Source organism: Clostridium drakei (assembly GCF_000633595.2).
Lineage (GTDB): Bacteria > Bacillota > Clostridia > Clostridiales > Clostridiaceae > Clostridium_AM > Clostridium_AM drakei.
This window is the reverse complement of sequence record NZ_JIBU02000003.1, coordinates 188,248-199,803: the sequence shown is the minus strand read 5'-3', so window position 1 is coordinate 199,803 and position 11,556 is coordinate 188,248. Positions and strand designations below refer to the sequence as shown.

General features: G+C 27.5%; 13 protein-coding genes. 6 read left to right on the top strand and 7 right to left on the bottom strand.

The window, feature by feature from the left end:
* Window positions 1-283: 283 nt before the first annotated feature.
* The 3 genes from EG57_RS0201930 to EG57_RS0201920 all read right to left on the bottom strand — a co-directional run bounded on the left by EG57_RS0201930 (window position 284) and on the right by EG57_RS0201920 (window position 3,705).
* Window positions 284-1,216 (bottom strand): metal ABC transporter substrate-binding protein, encoded by a 933-nt coding sequence (locus EG57_RS0201930; RefSeq protein WP_242859789.1) that lies wholly within the window; start codon window positions 1,214-1,216, stop codon window positions 284-286.
* 118 nt (window positions 1,217-1,334) lie between these two features.
* A complete protein-coding gene (locus tag EG57_RS0201925) occupies window positions 1,335-2,732 on the bottom strand; it encodes a sigma-54-dependent Fis family transcriptional regulator (protein WP_052037714.1) in 1,398 nt (465 codons plus the stop codon).
* A gap of 148 nt (window positions 2,733-2,880) precedes the next feature.
* The gene (locus EG57_RS0201920) at window positions 2,881-3,705 is read right to left on the bottom strand and encodes a class I SAM-dependent methyltransferase (protein WP_032075609.1); all 825 of its coding nucleotides are present in this window, start codon (window positions 3,703-3,705) and stop codon (window positions 2,881-2,883) included.
* A 164-nt stretch (window positions 3,706-3,869) separates the two neighbouring features.
* Here EG57_RS0201920 and EG57_RS0201915 point away from each other — a divergent pair, with 164 nt between their 5' ends.
* From EG57_RS0201915 to EG57_RS0201895, 5 genes are read left to right on the top strand one after another with little or no spacing between them, the layout of a single operon-like run.
* On the top strand, window positions 3,870-5,120 hold the full coding sequence (locus tag EG57_RS0201915; protein ID WP_032075608.1) for an HD-GYP domain-containing protein: 1,251 nt from the start codon (window positions 3,870-3,872) through the stop codon (window positions 5,118-5,120).
* A gap of 59 nt (window positions 5,121-5,179) precedes the next feature.
* Complete coding sequence (tsaE, locus tag EG57_RS0201910) at window positions 5,180-5,635, top strand: tRNA (adenosine(37)-N6)-threonylcarbamoyltransferase complex ATPase subunit type 1 TsaE (protein WP_032075607.1); 456 nt, start codon at window positions 5,180-5,182, stop codon at window positions 5,633-5,635.
* A 3-nt stretch (window positions 5,636-5,638) separates the two neighbouring features.
* Window positions 5,639-6,352 (top strand): tRNA (adenosine(37)-N6)-threonylcarbamoyltransferase complex dimerization subunit type 1 TsaB, encoded by a 714-nt coding sequence (gene tsaB / locus EG57_RS0201905; protein ID WP_032075606.1) that lies wholly within the window; start codon window positions 5,639-5,641, stop codon window positions 6,350-6,352.
* Window positions 6,345-6,794, top strand: coding sequence for a ribosomal protein S18-alanine N-acetyltransferase (rimI, locus tag EG57_RS0201900; RefSeq protein ID WP_032075605.1), 450 nt, complete (start codon window positions 6,345-6,347; stop codon window positions 6,792-6,794). Before tsaB ends, rimI begins: the two co-directional genes overlap by 8 nt.
* A 41-nt stretch (window positions 6,795-6,835) precedes the next feature.
* A complete protein-coding gene (locus EG57_RS0201895; protein ID WP_032075604.1) occupies window positions 6,836-7,102 on the top strand; it encodes a metal-sensing transcriptional repressor in 267 nt (88 codons plus the stop codon).
* 82 nt (window positions 7,103-7,184) lie between these two features.
* On the opposite strand, the gene tyrS is transcribed toward EG57_RS0201895, so the two are convergent.
* The 3 genes from tyrS to EG57_RS0201880 all read right to left on the bottom strand — a co-directional run bounded on the left by tyrS (window position 7,185) and on the right by EG57_RS0201880 (window position 10,297).
* Window positions 7,185-8,405 carry a tyrosine--tRNA ligase gene (gene tyrS / locus EG57_RS0201890; protein WP_032075603.1) on the bottom strand — a complete coding sequence of 407 codons (1,221 nt, stop codon included), beginning with the start codon at window positions 8,403-8,405 and terminating at the stop codon, window positions 7,185-7,187.
* Between the two features lie 182 nt (window positions 8,406-8,587).
* Complete coding sequence (locus tag EG57_RS0201885) at window positions 8,588-8,995, bottom strand: hypothetical protein (RefSeq protein WP_029159496.1); 408 nt, start codon at window positions 8,993-8,995, stop codon at window positions 8,588-8,590.
* Between the two features lie 156 nt (window positions 8,996-9,151).
* A complete protein-coding gene (locus EG57_RS0201880) occupies window positions 9,152-10,297 on the bottom strand; it encodes an AlbA family DNA-binding domain-containing protein (RefSeq protein ID WP_032075602.1) in 1,146 nt (381 codons plus the stop codon).
* Window positions 10,298-10,762: 465 nt separating this feature from the next.
* Here EG57_RS0201880 and EG57_RS0201875 point away from each other — a divergent pair, with 465 nt between their 5' ends.
* Window positions 10,763-10,927, top strand: coding sequence for a zinc-ribbon domain-containing protein (locus EG57_RS0201875; protein ID WP_029159494.1), 165 nt, complete (start codon window positions 10,763-10,765; stop codon window positions 10,925-10,927).
* Between the two features lie 45 nt (window positions 10,928-10,972).
* Here the strand turns inward: EG57_RS0201875 and EG57_RS0201870 are convergent, their stop codons facing one another.
* Window positions 10,973-11,536, bottom strand: coding sequence for an ECF transporter S component (locus EG57_RS0201870; RefSeq protein WP_032075601.1), 564 nt, complete (start codon window positions 11,534-11,536; stop codon window positions 10,973-10,975).
* Window positions 11,537-11,556: the final 20 nt, after the last annotated feature.

The window sequence follows — 11,556 nt, the reverse complement described above, 5'->3', positions numbered from 1 at the left end:
AAGATTTACAATAGAAGATGATTGGAATAATCCACTATTCATAAAAACATAAATTTAAAATAAAAACTGGAAACTTTGCATTAAGATTTTTGGGGGTAGGGGTATGTTTAACAATTTTTACGACCTACCGGTCTAAGGGCTTACCATCCCTTTAAATAAGTGTAAAAAAATACAATTCCAGTAAAAATAAAATTTTTACTGGAATTTATGTGCTAAATCTCTGTAATTATTAGTTTATTATATATTTTGATATTAAATTCTAATTAAAATTTAATGATTAATATTACTTTCTTATATTTTCACTTTCATAAAGCTTTTTCAAAGCCTCTATATTATACTTTAAAATATCCTCATAATTAATTTCGCCATTATATATTTTTATATTTACAGTCTTAATATTATACTTTTTTAGCATATCTGCATTTTCCTGTAAAATAACTGGATCATTATATAAAAATACAAGATTTTTTGAATCCTTAACTTTAGATTCTAAATCCCACTTTCCATTAGAATCTTTTACAGTATATATTGACTTAAAGCCATTATATTTTATAAAATAATTCATTTCATCTTCCGCAAATACAAAATTACAATCCGTTAATTTACTTACAACAGCTTTTAAATCTTTTTCATGTATTTCAATATTTTTTACTGCCTCTGAAAAATTTTTTTGGTATAAATCTCTGTTTTTAGGATCTTTATCTTGTATTGAATTTTTAATATTTAACAAAGCTATCTTATAATTATCAATATTCATTAAGTAGTAGCAATTGTCTTTTAATACAGTGTTTTTGTATTTTACTTCTTTATTATACGATAAAAGCTTTACACCTCTAGAAACATTTATTACTCCAACCTTACTTTTATTTAATTTATCTATAAAATCATCAATCCAAGGTTCAAATCCTGCCCCCATATAAATAAACAAATCTTTTTTGGCTATATTGTTTAAACTATCAGAAGTAAATTGAAAATTTTCTTCATCTACTCTACTTTTAAAAATATAGTCTACAGAATGCATGTCTTTAGATATACTTTTAATCATATTACATAATAATTTATCTGTAGTAATAATATTTAATTCTATATCTTTTCTCATTTCCATTTTAACTTCAGTATTATCCGATTCTACTGATTGATTTTGCATTTTATAGCCACAACTACTTAATAATATTGCACACAAAAACAATAATATTGCGTTTCTCAAATTATTCACCTCGTATTAAGTACATGAAGAAATATTGTTAAATACACTTCATATGAATCTTAAAGTAACCCTATAAATTTAGAAATACATTTATATTTTACATAATGCCTTTTAACAATGCAAATAATTATATTTTTTTTATTTTGTATTCATCAATTTTATGATATAGAGTTCCTCTAGGTATATTGAGTAGCTTAGCTGCTTTTGATTTATTATTTTTAGTGATTTTTAAAGCTTTTTTTATATTCTCTATTTCTAATTCCCTGATAGCTCTTGTTAAGTCCAATGGGTACTCTTTAAAAAATTCATTTTCTTTCATATGTAAAAGTATATACTCTGGAATGGAATTCTTTTGTATTATTCCATTTTTGTTTGTAACAACAATATGTTCTATTACATTCATTAACTCTCTAATATTACCAGGCCATTTATATTGATTTAATATATTCATTACTTCTCCATGTATTTTTATTATATTTTTTGAATTCTTTGCTGAAAATTCTTTTATAAAATGATCTATAAATAACGGAATATCTTCTTTTCTATCTCTCAATGGTGGCAGATTAATTTCAACTACATTTAGTCTATAATATAAATCTTCTCTAAATTTATTTATTTTAACCATTTCTTGCAAGGATTTATTTGTTGCTGATATTACTCTCAAATTTAACTTAATACTTTTTTCGCCACCTACTCTTACAATTTCTCTTTCTTGCAAAACTCTAAGTAGCTTTGCTTGCATACTTAAAGGCATGTCCCCTATTTCATCAAGAAATACAGTTCCTTCATTTGCTAATTCAAATATACCAATTTTTCCCTTTCTATTAGCTCCAGTAAAGGCTCCTGAACAATATCCAAAAAATTCACTTTCAAAAAGTTCTGAAGGAATTGCACTACAATTTACTGGAACAAAAAGGCCTTTTCTTCCACTTAATTCATGGATTCCTTTTGCAAAAACTTCTTTTCCTGTTCCACTTTCTCCAGTAATCATAACACTAGAATTTGTTGGTGCTATCTGTCTTGCCATATCAATCTTTTTTACAATACTAGAACTTTTCCCAATTATATTCCCAAATATACCCAAATTTTTCTTTACTTGATTTTCCAGAAAAATTAGCTTTGAATTTGCATTTTCTAATTCACTATAGAGTCTACTCAATTCTTCAAAATCTCTGTCTGTGGAAACTGCTCCCCTAAAAACATTTTCTATATATAAAGGCATTGAATTGGCTAAAACAGGATGGTTTTTTAAGGGACAATGATATTTATTTTCAATAGGCACTCCTGTTTTTCTAACATTATTCACCATTGCATCATCAAAAAAATTTTCTATATTTCGTCCTATAATTTTTTCATAAGCTATATTATATAATTTTTCTGCACTTTTATTCCAAACTATTACAATTCCATGCTCATCTATAACACAAACTGCCTCATAAATACAATCAGTAATAGATTTTAACATCATATAACCTATGTTGTTAAATTTTTCTTTAATATATAATTCTTTATGTCCATCCTCCATACTTTTCCTCCATATTTTATAAATATTATTAAAAAAGTAAATATTTATATCTTTTCATATTACAGTAAATTCAGAAAGATTTCAATATATAGCTAATTAGACTACTGGGAAATTCATCAATGACTTTATAAACAACATTATTTTATATTTACTTATCTATTCTCCAAATCATCCATGCAACTTTTGCATTAACGCTATCCTTAACCTTTCCATTATCACTTATACTCTCTAAATAGCTCTTTATAATATCTCTAGAATTTTCAATTTCTAAATCTTCAAACTGTAATGTATAAACCTCTATGGCCTTACTTAAATCCCATTCTTTATTCCACTGTACACTTTTATATTGAATTTCCGCATGTATTCCCATGTTCCATAAAATATTAAAGGCATAATAAATATTATTTTCAAATTTCTTGTTATAAATTTCATTTTTTCCTAGTATTTTTTCTCTAAGTTGATTCTTAATATTATCATTTCTATATACAAATCCACTCATAAAACAATATCTTTTTGACGCTTCAATCATTTTTAATAGAGTATCTTTACTATTTATCGCTGGAGTCATAGATGCAAATACAAGATCAAACTTTTTTGTCCAATTATAGTCATCCAATTTCAAGCTTTGCCACGCTGCAACCTTATATTCAATGTTATCGATACTCATATTCTTCATATTTTGTGTGGCATATTCAATCATTTTAGATGATATGTCAATACCAATAATATTCTTTACATGTTTAGAAAATTGTAAAGAATACTTACCAGCACCACAGCCAATATCTAATATAGAACATTCATTATTAAGAATATGTTTTGAATGAAGAAACTTTACTAAATCTATGTTTTCTTCTTTACTATCATTTATAATTTTATTAAATTCCTCAGCTCTTAGATCCCAAAATTTTTTAGATATTGACAAATCTTTTCTTTCACATTCATTCCACATTTTCTCAAACATTAAACTATCCATATTAAACCAACTCCATACATTTTTTATGATAACCTGAAATATTTTTTACTATTATTGAATTATTCTATATTTGCAATAAATTTTCCTTTATATAAAACATGTTTTATATATAAAATATCTGTGTTAAAATTAAATAAGATTATTATTATTTAGTGAGGTTCTATATGAAAATAAGCATGGATAGGGTAATAAGAGCTATGTCCATAGCTCTAGATTTATCCCAAATTAGTTCAGAATATGATGCACCAGTTATAGAAAATATTTCAAATGTTGATTATACAAATCATAAATTTAAACACCATTCTATTAGAACTACATATTTAGCTTTAGAAATAGCAAATTTTATAAAACTAAATGAGGAACAAAAAAAGCAATTATATATTGCTTCTCTTTTACATGATATTGGTGCTGCTAACTATTTAACAAAAAGTCATTCATCAAATTCTTTTATAAAAAAACATTGTGAAATTGGTGCAGAAATAACTAAATCTTTTCCTATTTTCAACAAAATTTCTAGCATAATATTAAATCATCATGAAAACTTTAATGGTAGTGGTGCTATGGGGTTAATTGGAAATAGTATTCAAATAGAAAGTCAAATTATAAGAATCTGTGATTTAATAGAGATTTTATATAATGAAACTATACCAGCTTTTAAACAAAGAAATAGTATTATATCATGGATCAAAAAAAATGAGAATGTAATTTTTTCTAAGAATTTAGTAGATGCATTCTTACAAGTTTCATCTAAGGACTTTTTTTGGTTCAATATAGAAAACATATCATTTATGGAGTTTATATTAAATACTGTATCTCCAAATATAGATGAATGTTTAAATTTAGAACAATTTCAAGATATCGCATACATATTTTCAAATATAATAGATAATAAAAGTAAATTTACTGCGACTCATTCCAGAGGAATTTCAGAACTTGCTTATACAGTTTCAAAATTCATCGGCTACCCTGAAGATAAGTGTATAAAGATGAAAATTTCAGGTTTACTCCACGATATAGGGAAACTTGCCATTCCATCAAGTATACTTGATAAAAATGATTCATTATCTGCAGAAGAATTTGCTATTATTAAATCTCATGTATATTATACAAAGGTAATATTGGATAGAATTGTTGATATAAGCGATATAAGCGATTGGGCTTCTAACCATCACGAAAAACTTAATGGAAATGGTTACCCTCGATCATTAGTTGGTGAGCAATTATCAGAGGAATGTCGTATTATAGGTGTTTGTGATATTTATCAAGCTCTAACAGAAAACAGACCTTACAGAAAGGGATTTGATAAAGAAAGAGCTTTTTCCATAATGAATAATATGGTTAATGAAAATTTTATTTGTGGAAAAGCACTCCAATACCTAAAGGAAGCATTAACTTGTGCTAATGTTGCTAAATAAGCAGCATAGCTTTTCTTTTTGCACTGTTTTGGTTAAAATATCTTATGAGGTGAATTTTAATGAATTTTATTGTAGATAATGTAGAGTCAACTATAAATTTAGGAACTAAATTAGGAAGTATGCTAAAACCTGGCGATATAATATGTCTTAATGGAGAAATGGGAACTGGTAAAACCCATTTTACTAAAGGTATAGCAAAAGCTCTTGAGATAACGGACCCTATAACTAGCCCAACCTTTACTATTGTTAACGAATATAAAGGATGTTTAAAATTATATCATTTTGATGTTTATAGAGTTAATGACCCTGATGAAATTGAAGCTATTGGCTTCGATGAATATATCTTTAGTGACGCTGTTAGCATTGTAGAATGGTCAAATTACATAGAAGACTTAATCCCCAAAGAACATATATCTGTAAAAATTGAAAAAATACCTGAAAAGGGTATAGATTTTAGAAAAATTACAATAGAATATTACGGAAAAAGATACGATTATATAAAGGAGTTAAAATAGACTATGAAAATTTTAAGTTTAGATTCAGCTACAGAAGCTGCTACATGTGCTGTTATAGAAGATAATAGATTGCTTGGTGAAATAACCTTTAATTATAAAAAACAACATTCCATTTTAATGATGCCGATGATAGATAAGCTATTAAAAAATTTAAAAATTGATATAAATTCTTTAGACGGATTTGTAGTTTCAAAAGGACCTGGTTCTTTTACAGGACTCAGGATAGGTGTTTCAACAATAAAAGGATTAAGCCAAGGTACTGACAAACCTTTTGTGAGTGTTTCTTCATTAGATGCACTTGCTTATAATTTAGCTTATACAGGTGGAACTATATGTCCTATTATAGACGCATTGCGCAATAATGTTTACACTGCATTATATAACTTTGTTGACAACAAGCTACAACGAGTTAGTGATTACATGATTATTTCCATTGATGATTTAATTAGTACTATGAATGAACAAAACGTTAAAGTTTGTTTTATAGGAGATGCTATTTATAAATTTAAGGAAAAGCTAACAAATAACATAAAAAATGTTAATTTTGCTCCTGCACACCTTAATGTGGTAAAAGCCTCTTCATTAGGTGAAATAGGTTTAAACCTTTTGAATTCAGGAATCAAAGATGACTTATATACATTTTCACCCTTGTATATTAGGAAATCTCAAGCCGAAAGAGAATATGAGAAAAAAATGGAGTCCTTGGCAAGTGAATAACATTGAAATACTATCTTTAAAGCATGAACATATTGATAGTGTACTTGCAATAGACGTTCTAAGTTTTCCAACGCCTTGGAGCAGAACTTCTTTTGAGAATGAAATCTCAAATAATAAATTCGCAAGATATGTAGTTGCTAAAAAAGATAATGTTATAATAGGATATGCTGGTATGTGGTTAATTCTCGATGAAGGACATATAACTAATGTAGCAGTTCATCCTGAATATAGAGGTATAGGTGCAGGAAACCTTTTACTAGAGGCTCTAATGGAAATATGTAAAATTGAATTTGCACATAATATGACTTTAGAAGTAAGAAAATCCAACATAGTAGCTCAGAGCCTTTATAAAAAGTATGGCTTTGTAGAAGAAGGGTTAAGAAAAGGATATTATGCTGACAATAAAGAAGATGCCTTAATAATGTGGAATCATAATGTATAAATGTATGATGTAACTCAAAATAGAGAGGGGTTATAAAGTAAGTGAATGAAGAGAAGAAAAAAGCTATACAATGTTTAAAAACCTCAAAAGGACAAATAGAAGGAATAATTAAAATGATTGAGGAAGGAAGATATTGCATTGATGTATCTAACCAAATAGTTGCTGCTCAATCACTTCTAAAGAAATCCAATTTATTAATTCTAAAACAACACCTTAATCATTGCGTAAAAGATGCTTTTCTAAATAATACTGGAGATAAAAAGGTAGATGAAATAATAGACTTACTTTCCAAATTATTGAAAGATTAATATGTTATTTTCCATAAATAATAGAAAAACACTGTTTTTAAAGCCATTTAATTTACTAGACTTTAAAAACAGTGTTTTATTTTTATTTAATTACTATTCTGTTATAATTTTTCTTTCCTCTTCTAATAAGCATAGACTTATCATTAAAGCTTGCTTTTGTTATTACCAAATTAGTATCTGTCACCTTTTCATCATTTATTGTCAGGCCACCTTGCTGTATAAGTCTTCTTGCTTCACTTTTAGATGGAAGTATTTTTGTGTTTACAATTAAGTCTATTATAGTACATCCAAGTTCATCTTCTGTTATTTCTACTGTTGGAACATTTTCCATGCTAGCTCCCCCAGCAAATAATGCTTCTGCTGCAGTTTTTGCTTTTTCTGCCTCTTCTTTACCATGAACAATCTTAGTAACCTCATAGGCAAGAACCTTCTTAGCTTCGTTTATTTCAGCACCTTGAAGTGCTCCTAATCTTTTAACTTCATCCATAGGTAAGAAAGTTAAAAGCGCTAAGCATTTTTCTACATCTGAATCTGCTACATTTCTCCAGTACTGATAAAACTCATATGGTGAAGTTTTTTCTTTATTTAACCATAATGCACCATTCTCTGTTTTACCCATTTTTTTACCTTCACTATTAGTTAAAAGCGCAAAGGTCATTCCATACGCAGGTTTACTTTCTTTTCTTCTTATCAAATCTGCTCCTGCTATTATATTTGACCATTGATCATCTCCACCTAATTGCAATGTACAACCATATCTTCTGTTAAGTTCAAGAAAGTCATATCCCTGCATTAACATATAATTGAATTCAAGGAAAGACAATCCTTTCTCTAATCTTTGTTTAAAACATTCTGCTGTAAGCATTCTATTTACAGAAAAGTGTACTCCTACTTCTCTCAAAAAATCCACATAATTAAGATTTAATAACCAATCAGCATTATTAGCCATTATGGCCTTATCATCATCAAAATCCACAAGAACTGAAAATTGATTTTTAAAACATTCTGCATTATGTTGTATTTGTTCTTTTGTTAACATTTTTCTCATATCTGTCTTACCTGAAGGATCACCAACCATAGCTGTACCCCCTCCAAGCAATGCTATAGGTCTATGTCCTGCTCTTTGCATGTGAGCCATAACCATCATTTGTAAAAAATGACCAACATGAAGACTATCTGCAGTTGGATCAAATCCTATGTAAAATGTAACTTTCTCCTTACCTAATAAATCTCTTACTTCTTCTTCATGAGTAACTTGTTTTATGTATCCACGCTCCATTAATGTATCATAAACATTAGCCACTTCAATCACTACCTTTCTACATATTCTTATATTTGCCTTTTTCTATAGTTTCTAGTATATATTTAAAATATTTTTTTATCAACATTTTAATACTTATTACTTTTTTAGTATAAAATTTAAGACTGGATTTTACATCCAGTCTCTTATTTTAATATTAATTTATTTTCTATTTTAAATTCTAGTTAAGCCACATATTTTTTTATAAAATCTGGCATCTCCTTATCCCCATTTATATTAATATAAATGTCAACATCATTACTCTCCATTAATTTTTCTAATAAATAAAATAAATGTGCTGCATCATGAAGATTTCCTTCTACAATATTAAACAATCCATCAATAAAAATTGTATCAATATCATAATCTTCTGAAAGTATGCCGCACAAAAAACCGTAAAAACTTTCCTGATTTTTTAAGTAAAATTCGTTAGTAGCAATAAATCTTATTCGTCTATCCAACTCTAGTAGTGGTCTTCTATCATCATCGATATACACAATGTGTCCCTTGTTTGTTAAAACCTTTTCATTAGCAAGATTAATTAATGCCTTTGTTTTGCCTGAACCTCTCTTGTTGCAGAATACATGAATCATGGTTACCACCCCTTACTTTAATATTTTATGCCACTCTCTTAAGTAAATTATATAATATTCAGAATTTTTTTTCAACGTTATTTAGAATAACTTTGAAAATATTCTAAAATACTTAAACTTCTTATAGAATATATTAAATGTATTTTTTAATATATTCTATTTAAACTTTTTTATACCAGGATATATAACTTTAAATTCACCATCTTTAATAACATTGATAAGACTTATTCTCCCCTTATTTTTAAAAGCTTTCTGCATTCTATTAAACCCTGTTCCATTTTTTACAAATCTTCCTTTTTTATCTAATGCAATTATTTTTTCATATATCCACATATTTTTTCTCATGTAATTAATAGAATTTTTATTTGTTCTCTTTACTAATATTCCAGGACTAGTTATAACAATACTATTAAAATCTACTATCACTTCTATTTCTTTATAATACATTGTATAATCCCTATATAAAACAGCATTTCTTATTCCTTCATATATTGATTCTATAGGATATGCTTTAGGTAATATTTTCTGTAAAAACTTTTCACTTTCATCCAACATAGAAAGGAGATCCCCTTGAATTATTATAGTTTCATATAAATTTTTGCTAGTTCTATTAATTATTTTTATCATATTATGTGATATATATACATTGTTTTTCTTAGAAAAAATTAAAATTCCTCCTAGGGTAGCCATGTACCTTCCAGAATCCTTATCCATATGTATAATAGAAGCATTCTCCATAAGTTCAACTCTATTTTCATCATTTACTTCTATTCCTTGAGAAAAAAAGTATCTATCCACTATTTCAGTGTCTATACACTTTAAATCACTATGAGGTATTGGGAATAATTCAATATTCAAATTTAAGTTTTCCTGAAGTGAAGAAATTATTTCTTGCTTTCTCATAGTATCATTAGTAGATCCCCTTCTTATATAAAACGCTCCATTATCCTTAATCTGATAAGGTTTTTGAGGTCCATCATATATATTTATAATGGCTACTTTTTTACATTCGTACTCTATAAATTCCAATGATACAGGTATAGGCGGTTCAATTCTTGAACTCACAATTTGCTGTACTTTTTCTTCACTAAAATTAACATTATCAATTCCTAGAACCTTTTTAGTCTTATCTTCTACTCCTATTATTAAATAACCTCTTCCACCTCTGGAATTAGCTATAGCACATATATCCTTTGCAAGCTCTTTTCTACCACTATCAGTTTCTATCTCTATAGCCTGTTTAAAATCTAATTTAGTACCTTCTGATTTTTTAAGCAAGTTTAAAAATTTTTTTCTATCCATAATTAAAACCCTCAAATTCATTATATAAATATTTATATTCAAAAACTCAGTAAATATTTTAATAGATTTATTATACCTCACTTATATAAATATTGCTTAATCTTATTTACAAAAATTTATGGAATTGCTACCATTGCTAATATCCCCACCTTCTTAAAGAATGAGGATAATCACAATGTGGAACAAATTTTTTAAAAGACGATTTTTATCTGAAAAATACTTCATATCATTTAGCAACGAAAAACCAAGCTACACATAGCTTAGCAAAGATAATGCAGAGTAATGGTAAAAACGAAATTTAAATATTGTTTTTTTTTTACAATATGCTATAATACATGTATAGGGTATAAACTCTATCATTTTTTATAAGTAGGTTAATTTTTCCAGGTATTCTATTCTCCTTTTCTTCATAGGAGGTAAGTTATCCAAGAAAATTAGTCCTATGATTTTAAGGAGGTTTTTTTAATGGCAGATAAGACTATCGTATGTAAAGACTGCGGACAAGATTTTGTATTTACTGAAGGCGAACAAGAATTTTACAAGGAAAAAGGATTTGAAAACGATCCTGTAAGATGTCCTGATTGTAGAAGAAAAAGAAAAGCTGAAAAAAATAGAATGAGAAATAGCTAATTAAAAACTATTTTTAAAAAAAGAGGTTTTAAAACCTCTTTTTTATTATTTCTTTACAATATTAGCCTTTTTTAGTACTTTCCCTAAAGGTAACGCTAAAGCCATACCTGCTGCAACTTGAGCTATGTTTCCAGGAATTTCAGCTGCTGATAAAACAAAAGCTTGTGCAAATGCTATTTTAGTTACAAAATGCATTATTACAGCTCCAGTCAAATAATACGCACCTATCATCCATATTCCACTTAAAATAAATGCAAACGCATTATTAAAAATATTGTTACCATCATAATCTTTCCTATAAGCTATTTTGGCTGCTATATATGCCATAACCCCTTTTATAGCAAAAGTGAAAGGTGCCCATATTGCATAGGGTGAAAACAAGTCAAATATACACATTCCTATTGCTGCCGATAGAAAACCTTTTTTCTTACCTAAAAGTATAGCAGCTAAAAATACCATGCTATCACCAAGATGAACTACTCCTTTAATAATTACACCACTAGGTATATTAATTACAGCTGTAGCAATATATGTGATAGCTGCCATTAATGATATTTGAACTATATCATTAATTTTTAATTGACTGCCAGCCAGATTTTTATTTTCCATTTCTAACTACACTCCTCATC

Excerpts from the sequence above, each read along its gene's own strand:
- EG57_RS0201925 (WP_052037714.1), bottom strand. The coding sequence starts at position 2,732 with ATGGAGGATGGACATAAAGAATTATATATTAAAGAAAAATTTAACAAC.
- EG57_RS0201920 (WP_032075609.1), bottom strand. The coding sequence starts at position 3,705 with ATGGATAGTTTAATGTTTGAGAAAATGTGGAATGAATGTGAAAGAAAA.
- EG57_RS0201915 (WP_032075608.1), top strand. The coding sequence starts at position 3,870 with ATGAAAATAAGCATGGATAGGGTAATAAGAGCTATGTCCATAGCTCTA.
- tsaE (WP_032075607.1), top strand. The coding sequence starts at position 5,180 with ATGAATTTTATTGTAGATAATGTAGAGTCAACTATAAATTTAGGAACT.
- tsaB (WP_032075606.1), top strand. The coding sequence starts at position 5,639 with ATGAAAATTTTAAGTTTAGATTCAGCTACAGAAGCTGCTACATGTGCT.
- EG57_RS0201885 (WP_029159496.1), bottom strand. The coding sequence starts at position 8,995 with ATGATTCATGTATTCTGCAACAAGAGAGGTTCAGGCAAAACAAAGGCA.
- EG57_RS0201880 (WP_032075602.1), bottom strand. The coding sequence starts at position 10,297 with ATGGATAGAAAAAAATTTTTAAACTTGCTTAAAAAATCAGAAGGTACT.
- EG57_RS0201875 (WP_029159494.1), top strand. The coding sequence starts at position 10,763 with ATGGCAGATAAGACTATCGTATGTAAAGACTGCGGACAAGATTTTGTA.
- EG57_RS0201870 (WP_032075601.1), bottom strand. The coding sequence starts at position 11,536 with ATGGAAAATAAAAATCTGGCTGGCAGTCAATTAAAAATTAATGATATA.